The sequence below is a fragment of the Glutamicibacter nicotianae genome (genome assembly GCF_002797775.1).
Lineage (GTDB): Bacteria > Actinomycetota > Actinomycetes > Actinomycetales > Micrococcaceae > Glutamicibacter > Glutamicibacter nicotianae.
Genome location: NZ_PGEY01000001.1, coordinates 837,024 through 856,293, shown reverse-complemented (window position 1 = coordinate 856,293; position 19,270 = coordinate 837,024). Strand labels below are relative to the sequence as shown.

16 protein-coding genes and 4 tRNA genes are annotated in these 19,270 nt (G+C 63.7%); 6 read left to right on the top strand and 14 right to left on the bottom strand.

Annotated features, from left to right (window positions below; translation table 11 throughout):
- Positions 1-23 precede the first annotated feature (23 nt).
- From ATK23_RS03930 to ATK23_RS03900, 7 genes are read right to left on the bottom strand one after another with little or no spacing between them, the layout of a single operon-like run.
- Positions 24-884 carry a prenyltransferase gene (locus tag ATK23_RS03930; protein ID WP_066137789.1) on the bottom strand — a complete coding sequence of 287 codons (861 nt, stop codon included), beginning with the start codon at positions 882-884 and terminating at the stop codon, positions 24-26.
- Positions 881-1,195: a lycopene cyclase domain-containing protein gene (locus ATK23_RS03925; RefSeq protein WP_066137783.1), complete on the bottom strand. Its 315-nt coding sequence runs from the start codon at positions 1,193-1,195 to the stop codon at positions 881-883. The genes ATK23_RS03930 and ATK23_RS03925 overlap by 4 nt, the downstream gene beginning before the upstream one ends.
- Positions 1,185-1,514 carry a lycopene cyclase domain-containing protein gene (locus ATK23_RS03920; protein ID WP_066137780.1) on the bottom strand — a complete coding sequence of 110 codons (330 nt, stop codon included), beginning with the start codon at positions 1,512-1,514 and terminating at the stop codon, positions 1,185-1,187. The genes ATK23_RS03925 and ATK23_RS03920 overlap by 11 nt, the downstream gene beginning before the upstream one ends.
- Positions 1,511-3,103 (bottom strand): phytoene desaturase family protein, encoded by a 1,593-nt coding sequence (gene crtI, locus ATK23_RS03915; RefSeq protein WP_066137777.1) that lies wholly within the window; start codon positions 3,101-3,103, stop codon positions 1,511-1,513. Before crtI ends, ATK23_RS03920 begins: the two co-directional genes overlap by 4 nt.
- The gene (locus ATK23_RS03910; protein WP_066138937.1) at positions 3,100-4,044 is read right to left on the bottom strand and encodes a phytoene/squalene synthase family protein; all 945 of its coding nucleotides are present in this window, start codon (positions 4,042-4,044) and stop codon (positions 3,100-3,102) included. The genes crtI and ATK23_RS03910 overlap by 4 nt, the downstream gene beginning before the upstream one ends.
- A gap of 5 nt (positions 4,045-4,049) precedes the next feature.
- On the bottom strand, positions 4,050-5,183 hold the full coding sequence (locus ATK23_RS03905; RefSeq protein ID WP_083515398.1) for a polyprenyl synthetase family protein: 1,134 nt from the start codon (positions 5,181-5,183) through the stop codon (positions 4,050-4,052).
- Positions 5,180-5,725 (bottom strand): MarR family winged helix-turn-helix transcriptional regulator, encoded by a 546-nt coding sequence (locus tag ATK23_RS03900; protein WP_083515397.1) that lies wholly within the window; start codon positions 5,723-5,725, stop codon positions 5,180-5,182. The genes ATK23_RS03905 and ATK23_RS03900 overlap by 4 nt, the downstream gene beginning before the upstream one ends.
- A gap of 68 nt (positions 5,726-5,793) precedes the next feature.
- On the opposite strand from ATK23_RS03900, the gene ATK23_RS03895 reads away from it, so the two are divergent.
- Both ATK23_RS03895 and ATK23_RS03890 read left to right on the top strand, forming a co-directional pair.
- Complete coding sequence (locus tag ATK23_RS03895) at positions 5,794-6,624, top strand: TspO-related membrane protein (protein WP_066137770.1); 831 nt, start codon at positions 5,794-5,796, stop codon at positions 6,622-6,624.
- Positions 6,621-8,084, top strand: coding sequence for an SDR family oxidoreductase (locus ATK23_RS03890; RefSeq protein ID WP_066137765.1), 1,464 nt, complete (start codon positions 6,621-6,623; stop codon positions 8,082-8,084). Before ATK23_RS03895 ends, ATK23_RS03890 begins: the two co-directional genes overlap by 4 nt.
- A gap of 21 nt (positions 8,085-8,105) precedes the next feature.
- Here ATK23_RS03890 and ATK23_RS03885 read toward each other — a convergent pair whose 3' ends face one another.
- The 6 genes from ATK23_RS03885 to ATK23_RS03860 all read right to left on the bottom strand — a co-directional run bounded on the left by ATK23_RS03885 (position 8,106) and on the right by ATK23_RS03860 (position 10,213).
- A complete protein-coding gene (locus ATK23_RS03885; protein WP_066137761.1) occupies positions 8,106-8,666 on the bottom strand; it encodes a MarR family winged helix-turn-helix transcriptional regulator in 561 nt (186 codons plus the stop codon).
- A gap of 112 nt (positions 8,667-8,778) precedes the next feature.
- Positions 8,779-8,863: transfer RNA gene (locus ATK23_RS03880), tRNA-Leu, on the bottom strand.
- Positions 8,864-8,955: 92 nt separating this feature from the next.
- Positions 8,956-9,447 (bottom strand): thioredoxin-dependent thiol peroxidase, encoded by a 492-nt coding sequence (bcp, locus tag ATK23_RS03875; protein ID WP_038991372.1) that lies wholly within the window; start codon positions 9,445-9,447, stop codon positions 8,956-8,958.
- A gap of 66 nt (positions 9,448-9,513) precedes the next feature.
- Positions 9,514-9,586 (bottom strand) — tRNA-Lys (locus ATK23_RS03870).
- A 432-nt stretch (positions 9,587-10,018) separates the two neighbouring features.
- Positions 10,019-10,091: transfer RNA gene (locus tag ATK23_RS03865), tRNA-Lys, on the bottom strand.
- Between the two features lie 49 nt (positions 10,092-10,140).
- Positions 10,141-10,213 (bottom strand) — tRNA-Lys (locus ATK23_RS03860).
- Between the two features lie 173 nt (positions 10,214-10,386).
- On the opposite strand from ATK23_RS03860, the gene ATK23_RS03855 reads away from it, so the two are divergent.
- The 3 genes from ATK23_RS03855 to ATK23_RS03845 all read left to right on the top strand — a co-directional run bounded on the left by ATK23_RS03855 (position 10,387) and on the right by ATK23_RS03845 (position 14,879).
- Complete coding sequence (locus ATK23_RS03855) at positions 10,387-11,319, top strand: 2-hydroxyacid dehydrogenase (RefSeq protein ID WP_066137759.1); 933 nt, start codon at positions 10,387-10,389, stop codon at positions 11,317-11,319.
- 150 nt (positions 11,320-11,469) lie between these two features.
- A complete protein-coding gene (locus ATK23_RS03850; RefSeq protein ID WP_157801628.1) occupies positions 11,470-13,314 on the top strand; it encodes an ABC transporter substrate-binding protein in 1,845 nt (614 codons plus the stop codon).
- A 77-nt stretch (positions 13,315-13,391) separates the two neighbouring features.
- Positions 13,392-14,879: a malate:quinone oxidoreductase gene (locus ATK23_RS03845; protein WP_084083742.1), complete on the top strand. Its 1,488-nt coding sequence runs from the start codon at positions 13,392-13,394 to the stop codon at positions 14,877-14,879.
- Between the two features lie 77 nt (positions 14,880-14,956).
- Here the strand turns inward: ATK23_RS03845 and ATK23_RS03840 are convergent, their stop codons facing one another.
- Positions 14,957-15,439: an OsmC family protein gene (locus ATK23_RS03840; protein WP_211286060.1), complete on the bottom strand. Its 483-nt coding sequence runs from the start codon at positions 15,437-15,439 to the stop codon at positions 14,957-14,959.
- 408 nt (positions 15,440-15,847) lie between these two features.
- On the opposite strand from ATK23_RS03840, the gene ATK23_RS03835 reads away from it, so the two are divergent.
- On the top strand, positions 15,848-19,210 hold the full coding sequence (locus ATK23_RS03835; protein WP_066137753.1) for an efflux RND transporter permease subunit: 3,363 nt from the start codon (positions 15,848-15,850) through the stop codon (positions 19,208-19,210).
- Positions 19,211-19,270 lie beyond the last annotated feature (60 nt).

Here is a 19,270-nt window from a genome sequence, read left to right as displayed (position 1 = left end):
CTTGATTCCCCATCCGGGTCTAGTTAGGTGAATAGTGCCGAAAAGATCAGGAGCATGGTCAGCAGGAAACCGCACAGGTAGTTGATCCACAAGAATCTCTTCCATCCTCGATTAACCGTACCCGAGCTCGCGTCGCTGACCCCAAGATGCGGTAGGACGTTGAGCACATAGGGCAGGGCCAGCAGCGACGACCAGCGGCCGATCCCCTGCACCCCGGCGACCACCAGCACTCCGGCCAGCACATAGCCGGCAAGGACCAGCCAGATGGTAGTGCGGGCGGACAAGGCGGTGGCAATCGATGACAGGCCGCCCTGGCGATCGGGAATGATGTCCTGGATTGCGCCGAGGGCATGGCTGGCCATCCCCCACAGCAGGAATGCGCCAAAGACCAGCCACTGCCCGGGCTGCACGCTGGCACCAGCGAGCACCCAGCCGTAGACCGCCGGCGAAACGAAATGCACCGCGCTGGTCAGCGAGTCCAACCCGGGCCGTTCCTTGAAGCGCAGCCGCGGTGCCGAATAGGCAAGCACAGCGAAGATGGACACGGCCAGCACGAGGTTGGCCACCAGGCTTCCCGCCGCTGCGAGCACCACGAGGAACGGAACGGCGCACGCAACGCAGGCGATGAGCAGCGCCTTGTGGCTCTGCCGGGACAGCAGCGCCCCCTCGATTCCGCCCTTGCGCGGATTGCGCAGATCCGATTCGTAGTCGAAGACGTCGTTGATGCCGTACATCAGCAGATTGTAGGGAAACAGGAAGAACACCGTGCCCAGGACAAAGCGCCAATCAACTCCCCCGCCGGCCAGCAGATAGGCGGCGGCGAACGGGTAGGCGGTATTCACCCAGGAAATGGGCCGTGAGCTGGCAACGATTCCGCGGATCATGAAGCATCCTTTCTGCCTGCGCCGAGCAGCCACCACAGTCCGGGGAGAAGGAAGACCGCGCAAGCGGCATAGAAGAAGTCCTCGATCGGGGCCAGGCCGATATGCACCCCGGACAGCGTGCCGCTGCCGTAGCCGAACAGCCCGGCGTAGATCATCAGGTTGTCGAAAATCGCGGTGAGCACCAGCATCACGGCCAATGCGGAGCCCAGCGGCTTGATCACCGTGCGCAGGCGCTGCTTGCTGGCGGCCAGCCCGGCGGCGAAGATGGCCATGGCCGCGGCAAGGAAGCAGAAGCTCAATTCAAGGAACATGCCGCTCACCTCGCAGCCCGCGGACCAGCATCGGGAGGCCGGCGAAGGCGATTATCGCGCAGTAGCACAGGAAGATAAGGAAGAAGACTTCTTCCAGCGGGAACTGCTCGCCCACCATGATCCCGGTCATGAGCTGCGATTCCTTGTGCAGGAAGATGCCCTGCCTGATGGCCAGCACATCCCAGAGCACGAAGAAACCGGTGCCCAGGGCAAGGGCCAGGATCCCGCGCACGGGGTGGCGGAAGAGAAACAGCTTCCCTTTGGCATCCAGCAGCACCATGCAGGCAAGCAGAAACAACAGGATGCCCAAATAGATCATGCTCCGGCCTCCTGCGCCAGCGTTGCAGCACCGCTTTCGGCCATCGGCCCGGCACCGGAGACACCGAGCACTGCCTTGGCTGCCAGCTCCCCGCTGATCAGGCACATCGGCACCCCGATTCCGGGGCGCACGGTGCTGCCGGCATAGTGCAGCCCGCGCACGGTGGCGCTGCGGTTGCCCGGACGCAGCATGGCGCTTTGCCCCAGGGTATGGGCCAAGCCCAGCGCACCGCCCTTGAAAGCGCCGTACTGGGCGGCGAAGTCCCCCGGGCCGATGCTCTGGCGCACCACGATCCGCGACCGCAAATCCTCGATGCCGGCCCAGGAAGCCAGCTGGTCGATGGCAGCGTCGGCCACCGCCTCGACCATGGCGGCTCCTGCGCCATCGGCGGCGCCCATCCCCCATCCGGGAACGGCTGGGGCTGGGACCAGGATGAACAGGTTCTCGCAGCCCGCCGGTGCCACGTCCGGGTCGGTGGCGCTGGGCTTGCAGACATAGATGCTGGTTTCTTCCTGCAGCGCCTGCCCATTGCGGATGCGCGAGAAGTTCTCGTCCCAGTCGGTGGTGAACAGCAGGTTGTGGTGTTCCAGCTGGGGCAGCTTGCCTTTGACCCCCAGGCAGAGCAGCACCGCGCTGGGGCCGGGGTCCTTGCGCTGGAAGCTCTTGGCGGTATGGGTCTGCAGTTCTTCGGGCAGCAGCTCGCCGTCCAGGTGGCGCACGTCCGCGGCTCCGATGACATGCGCGGCCTCGGTGCGCTGCGCCTTGCCGTGCTCATCGATCCAGCGCACCGCGGCGACCCGCGGGTTCTTTCCCGGGCTGGTTTCAATGGCCGTTGCGGTGGCCGAGAGGTGGATGGATGCGCCGTGCTTGCGGGCCAGCGCGGCCATGGCATCGGCCACGGCGGCGAAGCCTCCCATCGGGTATTTGACCCCGTCGGCCAAATCCAGGTGGCTCATCAGCTGGTAGAGCGCTGGGGTGCGCTTCGGGCTGGAGCCCAGGAACACCGCCGGGTAGCCGAGCAGCTGGCGGATCTCGGTGCTGGCAAAACGCCGGGCGGCATGGCCTGCCAGGCTGGTGGCCAGCAGCTTGGCCAGTTGCGGGGCACGGCGCAGGATCTTCGGGGGCAGCAGCCCGGTCAGCGAGCTGAAATCATCGTAGAGGAAATGCTCCAGGGCCAGTTCGTAGCCTTCCTTCGCGGTGCGCAGGTAGCGTGCCAGGGCTGGAGCGCTGCCCGGTTCCAGGGCTTCGAACATGGCGCTGGCCGCGGCACCGGTGCCCACGTCCACGGGTGCGTCGCGGTGCTGGAAGAAGACGCGGTAGCCGGGATCCAGCTCGCGCAGCTGAAGCTGTTCGCTGGTGCTGGTGCCCATGAGCCGGAACCAGTGCTCGAAGACCTCGGGCATCAGGTACCAGGAGGGCCCGGTGTCGAAGCGGAACCCTTCGCGTTCCAGGCGCCCTGAGCGTCCGCCGGGATGCGGCTGCTGCTCGATGACGGTGACCTTGCAGCCCCGGGAGGCCAGCAGCCCGGCACTGGCCAGGCCGGAGAAGCCTGCCCCGATGACGACGACGTCCGGGTTTTCGTTCTTCATCTGCGTGCTCTTTCCATGAGTTGCTTGCGGTGCGCGCTGCGGCTTGTTCCCAGCAGCACGCGGGCGGCGATCAGCGCCTTGCGCGGGGTGGAGACCGAGATGCGGGTGCGCAGCAGGTCGGCGGCGTCGGCCTTGCCCAGCTGGGAATTCAGTTCGCGGAACAGGTCGTGGGCCAGGCGCACCGCCCGGGCCGCTGCTGGGGCCAGATAAGGCATCCCGGCGCGGGCTTGGGCCAGGTCCTGCTCGATCTGCTCCACCAGCAGCGCCTTGCCCTGCTCGTCGAAGCGGGCCGGGTTGATCCCGGGAAAGTAGCTGCGTCCCAAGTCCTGGCTGTCTTCGGCCAGATCGCGCAGGAAGTTGACCTTCTGGAAGGCCGCGCCCAGGCTGCGGGCAGCCTGGCGGGCCTGCTGCTCCTCGGCCCGGTCCAGTTCAGGTGCGCCGGGCATCGCCTGGAAGACCTGCAGGCACATCAGCCCGATGACTTCGGCCGAGCCGTAGATGTAGTCCTCTAGGCTGCGCGCGTCGTGCTGCCCGGTGGAAAGGTCCGCGCGCATGGATGCGAAGAACGGGCCGGTGAGCGCGGCGTTGATGCCGGTGGCCCGGGCGGAGATAGCGAAGGCATGGACCACCATGTTGGTGCTGTAGCCGCGGGCCATGGCGCGCAGGGTTTCGGCTTCCAGCTCATCGAGGCAGCCTCCGATGGCCTGGTTATCCAGACCGGCCTGGCAGGCCACCCCGTCCACGATCTCATCGGCCAGGCGCACCAGCGCATAGATATTGGCAATGTGCCGGGCACTGCCGGCATCCAGCATCCTGCAGGCCAGCGAGAACGAGGTGGAGTATTCGCCCAGCACCACCCGTGCGCTGCGCTGGGCGGCGCGCGAGTAGTGCTCCAGGGCGGCGGTGCCGGCAGCGGGCTTCAGGGAAGTATCGCGTTTCATGGTGTTCAGCTGCTTCGATCCAGGACCAGGCTGGTGCATTCGAGCAGCAGCGTGCGGGCTTCTTCGGGCAAGTCCAGGAAGGCGGCGGAGCCGGTGGCCCGCGAGCACAGCTGCGCAGCCAGCTGGCGGGCGAAGCGCTCTGCTCCCTGCGCCGCCAGCTCCTGGCGGATCCTGACGGCATCCACCGTTCCCTCGCGGAATCCGTTGAGCAGTGCGGAGAATTCTGGTTGCTCGCTGGCCAGGGCCAGCAGGATGGTGCTCTTGAATTCGCGCAGATCAGATTCCACCGGCTTGCCGGTGCGCGCCGGATCCCCGAAGGTGCCCAGCACGTCATCGATGATCTGGTAGGCCACGCCGAGCTGGCAGCCCACCGTGCCGAGGGCTTCGGCCTGCGCGGGGTGCGCTCCGGCCAGCAGGGCTCCTGCCTGCAGCGGCAGCTGGAAGGAGTAGGCGGCGGTTTTCATCTGCTCCATGCGCAGCACCTGGCTGGTGGTGGCAGGAGCCGGGCCCAGCGAGTAGAGCAGGTCTTCGAGTTCTCCGGCTCCTGCCTGCTCGATGGCTTGGAAGAAGGCTTGTTCCACGCCGGCTTCGGCATCGCTGCCGGCCGCGGCGCGGGCGGCGAGCTTGATCGCCTCGCTGATCAGCAGGTCCCCGGCGATGATGCCCACCGAATTGCCCGCATGCTCGGCATCGGCAGGATTCCGGCCGTTGGCCAGCGCGTGGTCGCGGTAGACCGCCGAGATGGTCGGCTCGCCGCGGCGCACGAAATCGCGGTCCACCACGTCGTCATGGATCAAGAGGGCCGCATGCAGCAGCTCGAAGGCGCAGCCCAAGTCGATGGCACGGGCTTCGTTGCGTCCGCCGAACGCCCGGTAGCCGAGCATCACCAGCCCCGGCCGCATGAGCTTGCCGGTTCCCAGGCGTGCGCCGATTCGGGACCAGAGCAGCGCGGTCTGCTCCGAGTAGGCGGCGCTGCGCCGCTGGGCCTGGATGGCCAGAAGTTCCAGCCGGCCGCTGATGGCCTGCCGGGTGGCGGCATCGATGAGCCCGCGCCCGGCTGGCGGGATTTGCGATGGCGGAGTGTGCGCTGGCGCTGCTGGACCCGGCAGGGACTGGTGCGTGGTGGTGTGCGTTCTCATGATTCCCTGCTCCCAGGTTGTGGTGTGGTTGCTTGGTGTTCTTCACTGCTCCCGGTCTCCCGCTGGTCAAGTTCACGCCGGGAAGCTTCCAGCTCGGCGCGCAGCCGGACGCGATCCGGCTCGTCGAGTTGCGCACTGAAGGTGTGCAGATGCCGAAGCAGTACCTGTCCCGGTCCGGTGGACACAGGGAAATTGGGTCCCGGGACCACCAAGGTGCGCCGGCGGTCCGAGGCGTGATGCCGTCTTTCCACCACTCCGCGGGCCTCCAGCCGATCCAGGACCGAGGTGATTCCTGCCGATGAGACCCCGAGTTCGCGGGCCAGTTGCCCGGAGCTGGGTGTTTGCATGGAGCGCAGCAGGTTCACCGCGCGCAGGTCTGTATCGTTCAGGCCAAGCCGATGCCGCAAGCGTGCCTCGCACAGGGCGTAGGAGCGCGTCAGCCGCAACAGCTCCCGGAAGAGTTCCGAGGTCGTCAGCACTGCTGGACATTCCATGATCAGTTCTCTCGCCTTGTTGATATTTAGCTTGCCTAGATACATCATGGTTTAACTATCTCGTTTTGTCGACTCGAAACGGGAAAAACTTTCCATCGACCTTTCAGGAGCGCACGATGAGCAGTTCAACCAATTCCCCCGATTTCCCCCTGCCGGCTCGAACGGCCACGGCATCGTGGACGCTGCCGGTGATCACGGCGCTGGCACTGGTTCTGGCCATCGCCGCCTCGTTCATCGGCAGCGGCGCCCTGGGCGGGACCCCGATCCAGCAGGCAGCCGGCGGCTATCTCAGCGCCGATGCGACTTTGCTGGCACCGGCCGGCCCCGCGTTCTCCATCTGGAGCGTGATCTATGCAGGACTGGCCGTCTACGGAATTTTCCAGCTCACGCCCGCCGGGCGCCGCTCGGCCTGGGCAGCTAGGTTGCGGATGCCCGCGCTGCTTTCGGCTCTGCTGAACGCCGCCTGGATTACCGTCGTGCAGCTCGGCTGGCTGGGAGTAAGCGTCGCGATGATCTTCGCCCTGGTTGCCTGCCTGGCCTGGATGCTGTCCCTCATGATGGCCGGCACCCCTGGCTCGCGCACCGAATACTGGATCATGTGGCTGACCTTCGGCATCTACCTGGGCTGGGTCTGCGTGGCCAGCATTGCCAACACCGCAGCGTGGCTGCTCTCACTGGGCGTCGGCGAAGGCGCTTCCTGGACGCCGGGATTGGCTGTGGTGCTACTGGTGGCGGCAGCGGGCATCGGTCTGGGCATCACCGCCTACTCGGGCAGGATCTTCACCGCGGTGGCCATCGCCTGGGGCCTTGCCTGGATCGGCGCGAGCCGGCTGGCCGGCAGCAACCAGTCCGAGCTGGTGGGCTACGCCGGCTTGGGCTGCGCTGCATTGCTGCTTCTCGGCTCGCTGGCCATCGCCTGGCGCCAGCGCGGGGTAACGGCGCCATGAGCTTGATCGCGGTAACCGGAGCCAGCGGATATATTGGCGGACGGCTGGTGCCGCTGCTGTTAAGCAATGGGCAGCAGGTCAGGGTGTTCACCCGTGATGCTCATCGCCTGCGCGATATACCCTGGCGCAGCCAGGTGGAAGTCGTCGAGGGCGACCTGCAGGACCGGGACGCCGTGGCCAGGCTCTGCAAGGACGTGGACCTGCTCTACTACCTGGTGCACTCGATGTCGGGAACCCGAGATTTCGCGGCCCAGGAGAAAGCCTGCGCACAGGTTGTGGCGCAGGCCGCGCGGGAGCAATCGGTCGGCCAGCTGGTCTATCTCTCGGGCCTGCATCCCGCCGGCGAACTCAGCGAGCATCTGGCATCACGGGTGGCCGTGGGAGAAATCCTGTCGGAGGCCGCCAGCACGCTGGTGCTCCAGGCAGGCCTGGTGATCGGCTCGGGCTCGGCCAGTTTCGAAATGGTCAGGCACCTGAGCGATGTGCTGCCGGTAATGCCGGCACCGCGATGGGTGCTGAACCAGGTACAGCCCATCGCCATCCGCGACACCCTGCACTACCTTGCGGCCTGCGCCGAGCTGGCGGAACCCGCGCAGGGCACCTATGACATCGGCGGGCCAAGCACCTACAGCTACGCCCAGCTGATGAAGATCTATGCCCGGGTGGCCGGCCTGCGCGAGCCGAGCATCTGGCCGCTGCCGCTGCTGACCCCGCGGCTGGCCTCGCACTGGGTGAATCTGGTGACGCCGTTGCCGCACACCCTGGCATCGGCGCTGGTGCAGTCGCTGCAGCATGATTGCGTGATGGGCTCGCGGGAGATCGATGCGCTGATTGCCCCGCCAGCCGAAGGGCCGTGCGACTATCCGCGCGCGGTGCAGCTGGCGCTGGAGAAGATGGATGCTGACGCGGTGCAAACCAGCTGGGCCACCGCCCAGCCGATCGCCGCCCCGGCCGAACCGCTGCCTTCAGACCCGGACTGGGCAGGGCGCAAGGCCTACACGGACATCCGCCGGATCAGCACCAGCGCCACCGCGGCGCAGCTGTTCAGCGTGCTGCAACGGCTTGGCGGGGATTCGCACTATTTCGCCTTCCCCGCCCTGTGGAAGCTGCGCGGCCTGATGGACAAGCTGGCGGGAGGCGTAGGCTCACGGCGCGGCAGGCGCTCGCATAGTACCTTGGCGCTGGGAGATGTGCTGGATTGGTGGCGGGTGGAAGCCCTGGAAGAGAACAGCCTGCTGCGCTTGCGCGCTGAGATGCGCGCCCCGGGGCGGGCCTGGCTGGATTACCGCATCGGGAAGGACAGCGAGGGGCGAACGGAACTGATCCAGCGTGCGGTGTTCTTCCCGCGCGGCCTGGCAGGACGCTGCTATTGGTGGGCGGTATTCCCGTTCCATGGCGCCATTTTCCCGGCCACCATCAAGAACATCGTGCGCGATGCGGAAAAGGAAGAGGAGGGCTGAGCAGCTCCTGCTGCTCCGGGGCTATTCGGTTTCGCCGGGGCCCGCTTCGTCGAGGCTGCTTTCCATGGCATCAGAGGTGCTGGCAAGGAACCGGATCACCACTTCCCGTTCTTCGGGGCTCAGCGATTTGGCGACTTCGAATCGCTTGGCATGATGCCGGCCGACCTGCTCGCCGGCGGCCAGATGGGTTTCCTCGGTCACTTCCACGCACTGCGAGCGACGGTCGGTTGGATGCTTGGTGCGCCGCACATGGCCACGGGCCTCCAACCGGTCAATCATCTTGGTGACCGACGCACTGGAAATTCCCAAATACTGGCTCAGGGCGCCAGGGGTGACCGATTGCCCGGCATGCTTGGCGGAGATCATCTTGCGGATGGCGCGCATGTCAGTTTCGTTCAGTTTCATGTACTGCTGCGAGCTGCGCATGATCCTGCGCTCGATCTGGCGCATCCGGCCCATTTCAGCCATGATCCGGTCGATTTGCTGCAGATCCGCATCCACGACGCCAGCCCGCTTGATCAGCTTCTGGCCAGGATCGGATTCAGCTAGCCCGTACATGGTGGGCAGGTCTTTGGCGGACATGGTGCCTCTCCTGATCGGATCTCGGTCGCGTGCCTAATTGGAACTTACGCCGTGCGTGATGGATGCATGCAGAAAACCCTGCGGCCGATGGAATCAGACCGCAGGGTTTTGTTGGTGCGAGTAGAGAGACTTGAACTCTCACGTCCGAAGACACTGGAACCTAAATCCAGCGCGTCTACCAATTCCGCCATACTCGCTAGCGCTACACCGGAAACACCGTTTCCCTGAAGGCGACCTCATTTAGTGTAGCGGAACTCGGGCCTGATATGAAATCAGTCAAGGGCAGCGGTTACTTCGGATCAATCCCCAAGTCACGGCGCAGCTTTGCCACATGTCCGGTGGCACGCACGTTGTACTGCGCGAGCGCAACCTTGCCCTCTTCATCGACCACGATCGTGGAGCGGATCAGGCCTTCGTAGACCTTGCCGTAATTCTTCTTTTCTCCCCAAGCACCATAGGCTTCAGCCACCGCGTGATCTTCATCGGAAAGCAGCGGGAAATTCAGTTCTTCGTTGGCAACGAACTTTTCAAGCTTTGCGGTCTTGTCCGGGGAGATGCCCAGAACTGCATAGCCCAGGCCCTTCAATGATTCGAGCGAATCACGGAAGTCGCACGCCTGCTTGGTGCAGCCAGGGGTGGATGCCGCTGGATAGAAGTACACAATGGTCTTCTTGCCACGGTAATCGGACAAGGAGACGGAATTGCCGGCAGCGTCCTGCAAGGTGAAATCAGGGGCCTGGTCGCCGACGGACAGGCGGTTAGCCGTTGCGGGAGTACTCATGAGCTGATCCTCTTTTCTTTGCGGTATACAAAAAATCCGACCTGATGAATCAGATCGGATCTACTGTGCGCCCTCCGGGACTCGAACCCGGAACCTAATGATTAAGAGTCATTTGCTCTACCAATTGAGCTAAAGGCGCTTCCTCGCTCTGACTAGTTCTTTTTCAGAACCCGTCATTGCGACGTAGACAATCATAGGCAGAAATGGCGCAAAAGCAAAAATCGCCCAGCATCCAGTCCGCAAAGATAAACATCCAAGTCAGGTTCATGTTATCACGACTACTCCGATGGCGAAGTAATCTAAAACACACAAGTTTTCACTTCGGCAATGCCCATTGCCATCGCGCACCGTAGTTGCATATTCCATAACGCCGACCATCCGCTAGAAGTTCGCCATCGCGGTCGCTGCGCCGCGAGCCGCAAACGGGCACGAGTCGAAACGCTGATCTGCCCCGGCATTGCCAGCGGACAAGCCCCGTGGCCGGTAAATTTCGGCCTGGCGCCATGACCGGAATCGCAGAATCGCGCATTGTCAACAAAAAAGGCCAGACCGAAGCCTGACCTTTGTTTTGTGCGCCCTCCGGGACTCGAACCCGGAACCTAATGATTAAGAGTCATTTGCTCTACCAATTGAGCTAAAGGCGCGTATTGATTTATATAAACAAGCTGTCTGGTGAACCGAACAAATTGTTCGTGCGCCCCCCGGGACTTGAACCCGGAACCTAATGATTAAGAGTCATTTGCTCTGCCAATTGAGCTAGAGGCGCCCGCTGCGATGTTCTAGAAGCTTTTTGGGCTTCGCGCTTTCGCAACGAGATAAAACTTTACCAGCAATTTCCCTCAGCGCAAATTCGATTGCCAGTATTCCGCGGTGACCTTCATTACAGGAGATGACTAGGGGTTACTACCAAAGAGCGGAAGGGGTTTGTACAGTGATTCCATGAGCACCCAACGAACGATTTCATTCCCCTCCCAAGAACTGATTGATGCGGTCGGACCGATCCCGGAAAATCTCAAGGCAGTGCTCTGGGACTTGGAGAACGACCCCGAGACCCCGCTGGAAGACATCGACATTGCCGTCCTTCCCTACATGGCGAATCCCCGGACGCTGGAGAACCTCCGCAAGGCGCCCAATGTCACGGTGGTCCAGACGCAGACAACCGGTTTTGATGGAATGATCGACCTGATCGGCGACCGCGCCGATATCAATACAGCGTCCGGCGTCCACGCGGCGGCTACCGCCGAGATGGCACTGGGACTGGCCATCGCCTCCTTGCGGGGCTTTCCGCAATCGGTGCGCGATCAGCAGCAGGGCCGATGGAATCCCCAGCAATGGCCCGGGTTAGCTGACCGTACCGTGGGCTTGGTTGGCGTGGGCGGCATCGGCGAGGAAATCCGCAAGCGCCTGGAGCCTTTCGAAGTCAATCTCTTGCGCTTCGGATCGACCGCCCGCACCGATGAGCACGGCGAGGTCTTCGCAACCTCCGAGCTGGCGGCTCGTGCGCCGGAAATCGAGGTGCTGATCCTGATCGTGCCACTGAATGATTCCACCCGCCACCTGGTGGATGCGCAATTGCTGGCCAAGCTTCCTGACGGCGCGACGGTCATCAACGTGGCCCGCGGTCCGGTGGTGGACACCGACGCCATCGTGGCGGAAGTCGCCTCGGGCCGCTTGAACATGGCATCAGATGTCTTCGACCCGGAACCGCTGCCTGCCGGCCATCCCTTGTGGCAGCACCCCAATGCGTTGGTCATTCCGCACAATGGCGGGAACACCAAGGCGTTCTTCCCGCGCATGGTGAAGCTGCTCAAGAAGCAGGTGCAGGCCTGGGCGGCGGCCAACGACGGCGAGAACCTCGTGCACCGCAGCTAACAATTTAGTGACAGTTGACGGCTCCGGGAGTTTTGGCTCCCGGAGCTGTGGACGTGGTGCGCTATCTTTGATAAATACCTTTGCGCATTGCTCCCTGCTTGTTCCCTGCGCAAAGCAGTACCGCCTGCCGAAGGAAGATGAGCCATCCCCGTGCCCGAATTGCCACCGAAACCCGTATCACGACGCGCATTGCTGACCGGTACATTGGCGACAACCGCACTGGCGCTGACCGCCTGCACCGGCAATTCCGAACCCGCCACCTCCGCTTCGCCCTCGGCCTCCGCCAGCGCGACGCCTGTTCCGCGGACCTTGCGCTTGGCGGCAGCCGCTCCCCCGGTCAAGCTTGATCCTGCCATCGTCGGCGATAACGAATCCTTCCGGATCACCCGCCAGGTTTACGAAACACTGGTCGACATCGATCCGGATACCGGCAGCACCGTAGCCGGCCTGGCCGAATCCTGGACCGAAAGCCCCGACGGCCTGCGCTACACCTTCACCCTGCGCCAGGGCGTGCTCTTCCATGACGGCACCGAATTGACCGCAAAGGCAGTGGTCGCCAACTTCAACCGCTGGGAGAACTTGTCGCCGCAGCTGCGCACCGCCTCCAGCCAGGGTTTCGCGAACATCTTCCACATCGACAGCGACATCCCCAAGCTGCCCACCGCCAAGGAACTTGAGAAGACCTTCAAGAGCATTGGCGAGGCTACCGAAGAAGAGCTGGCCACCCAGCAGTCGCGCACCGAACAGCTCGAAGAGTTGTCCAAGCAGTTCGAGACGAAGCTCTTTGAAGGCAAATCCTCCGCGGGTTCGGCAAGCTATTTCGCGTCCGTCGAGGCCACCGGCGAGTACGTGGTCACCTTGAACTTGCGCCGCAGGCTGCCAGGGCTGGTCGACGCGCTGACCTTGCCGGGCATGGCCATCGCCGCACCGAGCGCGTTGACCGGCGGACCAAAGCAGAATCCTGCCCAGTCGCTGTCCACCCACCCGGTAGGTACCGGGCCCTACACCTTCGTCTCCAATGGCAACGGCGTGGTGCGCCTGGAGATCTTCAAGGACTACTGGAACCAGGCGCGCCTGGACAATAACACCGGGCATCCTGAAGTCGCGCTGATCTCCGCAGTTCCTTCGCCCTACAACCGCGAAGGCGCGCTGCTGGCCGATGAAATCGACGGCTTCGACATGGTGTCGGTGGACATCATGCGCACCCTGGTGCGCAATGCCAAGGTGGTCGTCCAGCGCGACCCCTTCTCGGTGCTCTACATCGGCATGGACCAGCGCAACAAGTGGCTGGCCAAGCCGGATTTCCGCCTGGCCATCGCCCATGCAATCAACCGCAGCTCACTGGCCGAGAAGCTGTTCCTGCAAGGATCCAAGCATGCTTCCACCCTGCTGCCGCCTGCCTTGAGCATCCCGGCTCCGGAAGAAACCCCCAACCACGACGCCACGAAGGCCAAGGCGTTGCTGGACCAGCTGGGCTACGACGGTGAAGAAATCGAATTCGCCTATCCGCTGCGGGTTTCGCGGAATTACCTGCCGTTGCCCGAGCGCACCTTCGCGCAGATCGCCGACGACCTGGCCGCGGTGGGGATCCGCATCAAGCCCAAGCCGATCGCCTGGACCGATGGCTACGTGCAGACCGTGCAGTCCAAGGACTTCAATGGGCTGCACCTGCTGGGCTTCTCCGGCGGCTACCGTTCCGCCGACGACTTCCTTTCGGGCATCCTGGCTTCCAAGGAGAATGAGTTCGGCTACACCTCGGCGTTACTTGACTCACAGGTCCTACTGGCCCGTTCCGTCCCATTTGGCGAGGAGCGGACCGCCGCCTATGCCGATATCCTCAAGACCCTGAACACCGATCTGCCCGCGCTCCCCTTGGTCTTTCCGATCTCTGCGCTGGCGTTTAACGGAAACGTCACCTTCTATCCGCCATCGCCAATGCTCAATGAGTGCTACGCGGATGTGCAGATGACGAATTCACCGTCCATCTCAAGTTAGCGACCGTTAACCCAGTTAACGATTTCTGGCCCCGGGGATATGGGTCTACTCTGGGATAGAGCAAAGTATCACTGTCGATGGAGATCCTCGTGCCTTCTGAAACGTCAACCGAATCTTTTGACGTAGTACTAATCGGTGCCGGCATCATGAGTGCCACCCTTGGCACCATGATCAACCAGCTGGAGCCAACCTGGTCCATTGGTCTTTTCGAGAACCTGGACAAGGCCGGGCAGGAATCCTCCTCCCCTTGGAACAATGCAGGCACCGGCCACTCGGCACTGTGCGAGCTGAACTACACCGCTGCCAAGGCTGACGGCTCGGTCGATCCGGCCAAGGCCATCGGCATCAACGAGCAGTTCCAGGTGTCCCGCCAGTTCTACTCGTGGGCCGTGGAGAACAAGCGCGTAGCTGACAACAGCTTCATCAACGCCCTGCCGCACATGTCCTTCGTCATCGGCGAGGACCACTCCAAGTACCTGCAGACCCGCTACGAGGCGCTGAAGCCGAACGCCCTGTTCGACGAACTGGAAATCACCAACGACCTGGACACCATCAACGAGTGGACCCCGCTGGTTGCCAAGGGCCGCGACGCCTCGCAGAAGGTCGCCGCATCCCGCGTCGTCTCCGGCACCGACGTCGACTTCGGCCGGCTGACCCGCGAGTTGACCGACTCGCTGAGCGCCGCCGGCGCCTCGGTGAACTACGGCCACAAGGTCAAGGGCCTCAAGCGTTCGGGCGCCGGCTGGGAGCTGACCGTCAAGGACAACGCTTCGGGCGCAGTGAAGAACGTCAAGGCCAAGTTCGTGTTCGTCGGCGCAGGCGGCGGAGCACTGCCGCTGCTGCAGAAGGCAGGCATCGACGAGATCAAGGGCTTCGGCGGATTCCCGGTCTCCGGCCAGTTCCTGCGTTGCACCGACGAGACCGTCATCGACCAGCACCATGCCAAGGTCTACGGCCAGGCTTCCGTGGGCGCACCTCCAATGTCGGTGCCGCACCTGGACACCCGCTTTGTCGACGGCAAGCGCTCGCTGATGTTCGGCCCGTACGCCGGCTTCTCGATGAACTTCCTGAAGTCCACCGGCCAGCTGGATCTTCCACTGTCCCTGCGTCCGCACAACATCATCCCGATGCTGGCCGTGGGCAAGGACAACCTGGATCTGACTACCTACCTGATCAAGGAAGTTCTCAAGTCGCGGGCCAAGAAGGACGAGTCGCTGGCAGAGTACTTCCCTCAGGCGGATGGCTCCAAGTGGGAACTGATCACCGCTGGCCAGCGCGTCCAGGTCATCAAGAAGGATGCCAAGAAGGGCGGCGTGCTGCAGTTCGGCACCGAGGTCATCACCTCCTCGGACGGCTCGATCTCCGGCCTGCTCGGCGCTTCGCCAGGCGCTTCGACCGCTACCCCGATCATGATCGGCCTGCTCTCGCGCTGCTTCCCGAAGCAGTTCGCCGGCTGGGAGTCGAAGCTGAAGGACATGATTCCTTCCTACGGCCAGAAGCTGAACGAGAACCCGGCACTCTACGCCGAGGTCAAGGCAGCTACCGACAAGTCCCTGGGTCTGTAGCCACCTGGCACCACGAGAACCGTCCACCAGCATTGGTGGGCGGTTCTTCGCATATCCGGGCTAAGAAGTACCGCGGGTTATTGCACCGATGCGGCGACCTCGATATCCAGCGGGGATTTTAGGGTCTGGAGCACCACGCAATACTTTTCGGTGGCCTCGATCAGCTGCGCCACTTCCTGCTCGCTGGCCTCGGTCTGCAGCTCGAAGGACAGCTTGATCGAGCTGAACCCCACCGCGGCGTCGGGATCCAATCCCAAGGTGCCGCGCACATCCAGCACGCCGCTCGCGTGGACGCTGCCGCTCACGCTCAGCGAGCGGTTGATCGCCACCGCGGCCAAGGTGACACCGGCACAGGCCACCAGCGCCTGCAGGAGCATATCCCCCGAGCAGGGCAATGTCCCGTCCCCGCCGGTGGACGGGTGCAGGCCGGCGCCCACCAGGGCTTGGCCGGTGTGCACCGAGCAGGACAGCCCTTCTTCTCCGAGCGTTCCGCTGGCCTCCAGCACGATGCTTCCAGCCTCCGGCTGCTCGCGGTACAGCTGCTTCAATGGCCGCTGCACGCTGCGTAGAGTATCCCGATCCATGGCTGCCCTGCCCTTCTGCGAAGTTGCGCGGGACTATCCCGTAGATCGAGTATGCGCGCGATTCGGGCCAAAAGAACCGCGCAATCGGCAGATTCTTCAACTGATCAACGGCAACGGCAATTCACAACGCCGGGATCGCTTTCCAATGTTTCCCGCCCAAGGAAGCACCCGCGGCATCCAATTACGCATGGGTCAGGCCGGCAGAATGGCGCAAGCCCGAAAAATCAAAAAGCAGCATCCAATTCCGGCCCCGTGTGGCTGCCGGGTAGTCCATTCGGATGATTTTTGCGTGCTTAAGATCTCTCGGTGACCGTTGTGCAATGGCAACCAACTAAAGTTGGATATAAGCCCTTCCCACTGCGACACAACGAGGACCGCACCCGCATGCAGCGCTTGGCCATCTTGTCATTGAAGAACCGGGCGCTCATTGCGCTTATCACGGTTTTCGCCGCCGTTTTCGGCGTGATTTCCATGGGATCGCTCAAGCAGGAGCTGATCCCGGAACTGGAATTCCCGCAGATCTCGGTCATGGCAACCCAAATGGGTTCCAGCCCCGAGGTGATCGACGAACAGGTCGCCGAACCGCTGGAAACCGCATTGCAGGCTGTCGAGGGCCTGGAATCCTCCACGGCCACCTCGCAGACCGGCTTCACCCGCATCGGCTTGACCTTCGAATACGGCACGGACATGGACCGGGCACGCACCCAGGTGGAACGGGCCATTGCCAACTCCAAGTCCCAGCTGCCCGAGGATGTGGAGCCGACCGCCTTCGCCGGTTCCATCGCCGATTTCCCGGTGCTGGCCTTGGCGGTCTCCTCGGACCAGTCGCTGGAAGCGCTCAACGACGACGTGGAGCGCATCACCCTGCCCAAGCTGCAGAAGATCGACGGCGTCCGCGAGGCCTCGGTCTCCGGCGGCTCCTCCCAGCACATTGCGGTGATCCCGAAGGACAGCCAGATGCGCGAGGCCGGGCTGTCCGTCGCGGATCTGAAGGACGGCATCGAGAACGCCGGCTCCCCCATGCCGATCGGCAACATGGACGTCGACGGACTGGAGCTTCCGGTGATCGCAGGTTCCACCCCGGATACCCTGGACACCATCAAGGACATCCCGCTGGTCACCGACAACGGCCCGGTGCTGCTCAAGGACGTCGCCGAGGTCTCGGTGCAGGCCGACGAGGCCACCAGCATCACCCGCACCAACGGCGAGGAGACCCTGTCCATCCAGGTCACCAAGACCCCGGATGGCGACACCGTAGCCATCTCGCATGCCATCACCGCGATGCTCGCCGAGCTGGAAGCGGAGCTGGGCCACAAGGCCACGATGACCACGATCTTCGACCAGGCGCCGTTCATCGAGGACTCGATCAAGCACCTGGCACTGGAAGGCGCGCTGGGCCTGGGCTTCGCCGTGATCATCATCCTGGTGTTCCTCTTCTCGGTACGCTCCACCCTGGTCACCGCAATCTCCATCCCGCTGTCGCTGATGGCGACGTTCATCGGGATGAACGTCTTCGGGTACACGCTGAACATGCTGACCTTGGGCGCTTTGACCATTTCCATTGGCCGCGTGGTGGATGACTCGATTGTGGTCATCGAGAACATCAAGCGCCATCTGGCCCACGGCGAATCCAAGGCGCAGGCCATCTTGCTGGCGGTCAAGGAAGTTGCCGGCGCCATTACCGCGGCGACCCTGACCACCGTGGCGGTGTTCCTGCCGATCGCCCTGGTGGGCGGCATGGCCGGCGAGCTGTTCAGCCCGTTCGCGCTGACCATGACCATCGCGCTGCTGGCCTCGCTGCTGGTCTCGCTGACCATCGTCCCGGTGCTGGCGTACTGGTTCCTGCCGCACCGCCCGGGCAGCGGCGAAACCCACACCGTGCACGTAGCCGAAGACAAGTCCTGGCTGCAGCGCGCCTATATCCCGGTGCTGCAGAAGACCCAGAAGCACCCGGTCATCACGCTGCTCGCCTCCGTGCTGGTGCTTGCCGGCACCGTGGCGATGACCCCGCTGCTGAACACCAACCTGCTGGGTTCCACAGGCGAGAACTCGATCTCCATCACCGCCGAAATGCCGTCGGGCACGGCCATGGAAACCACCGAGAAGGAAGCGGCGAAGATCGAATCCAAGCTCGCGGACATCGACGGCATCGAAGATGTCCAGCTGACCGTGGGCACCGCCAGCGGCATGGCGGCCATGTTCTCCTCCGGCTCTGACACCGCCAGCTTCACCGTGATCACCGATCCCGATGCGGACCAGGAAGCGCTGAAGAACACGGTGCGCGAGCAGGTCGAGGCACTCGACCTGCCCAAGGACCTGGATCTGAGCTTCGGCTCGAACTCCTCGGCCATGATGTCCAGCGATGTCACCGTCGAGATCAAGGCCCCGGATGAGGGCATCCTGCGCGAGGCGACCACCGCGACCCGCGAGGCGCTGGAAGGCACCGCGCACGTCACCGAAATCTCCGATAACCTCTCGGCCGAACGCGAGCAGGTCTCCATCGATATCGATGCCACCAAGGCCGCCGAGGCCGGGTTGACCGAAACCCAGCTGGCGGGAATGGTCGCCTCCCAGGTCTCCCCTGTTCCTGCCGGTACGCTGCGCCTGGACTACACCGACATGACGGTGCAGATCGGCGAGGGCATGGACCTGGACAGCCTTGACAAGCTGCGCGAGCTGGAGATCCCGACCGCCGCCGGCGTCAAGGAACTGCAGGACCTGGCCACCGTGGAACGCGCCAAGGTGGTCCAGCAGGTCACCACCTCCAACGGCGAGCGGATCGCCACCGTCACCCTGACCCCTGCGGAGAACATGCTCGGGGATGTGTCCAAGAACGTCACCGAGCGCCTGGAGTCGGTGCAGCTGCCCGAGGGCGCCACAGCCGAAATCGGCGGCGCAGCCACCGAGCAGGCCGAGTCCTTCAACCAGCTGTACCTGGCGTTGCTGGCGGCCATCGCCATCGTTTACGTGATCATGGTGGCCACCTTCAAGTCCCTGATCCAGCCACTGATCCTGCTGGTCTCGATTCCCTTCGCCGCCACCGGCGCGATCGGCCTGCTGCTGGTCTCCGGCATCCCGCTGGGCCTGCCCTCGCTGATCGGCATGCTGATGCTGGTGGGCATCGTGGTAACCAACGCGATTGTGCTGATCGACCTGATCAACCAGTACCGTCAGGACACCCCGGAGCGCCCGGCCATGGCCCTGGAGGATGCCATCATGCACGGCGCCCGCCAGCGCCTGCGCCCGATCCTGATGACCGCGCTGGCGACCATCTTCGCGCTGGTGCCGATGGGCCTGGGACTGACCGGCCAGTCGGGCTTCATCTCCCAGCCGCTGGCTGTGGTGGTCATCGGCGGCCTGGTGTCCTCCACCTTGCTCACGCTGATCCTGGTGCCGGTGCTCTACCGCCTGGTCGAGTCCCGCAAGGAGAAGAACGCCAAGGCCCGCTCCGCGCGCAAGCATTCTGCGCAGCAGCACACCGCGGCCCAGGACCTGACCCGTGCCATGGACAGCGCCAGCGCCAAGATCGCGCCGGAGGCTGCACCGGCAGCCGATGCCAAGACTAAGGCCAAGTCGGAAGACAAGGCCTTAGTCAAGGACAAGGGCAAGGCTGGCCAGAATGAAAAGCCGGCGGCACCGGCCGATCAGGTCGTCAACCCGTTGACCGGACAGATTCCGGTCTCGCGCAAGGAACGCCGGGCGTTCGAAGAGATGATGAAGCAGACGCCGCCCAAGACTGACGGCTAACTTTCAGCATCGATAGAACTCGGGCCTGCAACCACCGCGGTGGTTGCAGGCCCGAGTTCG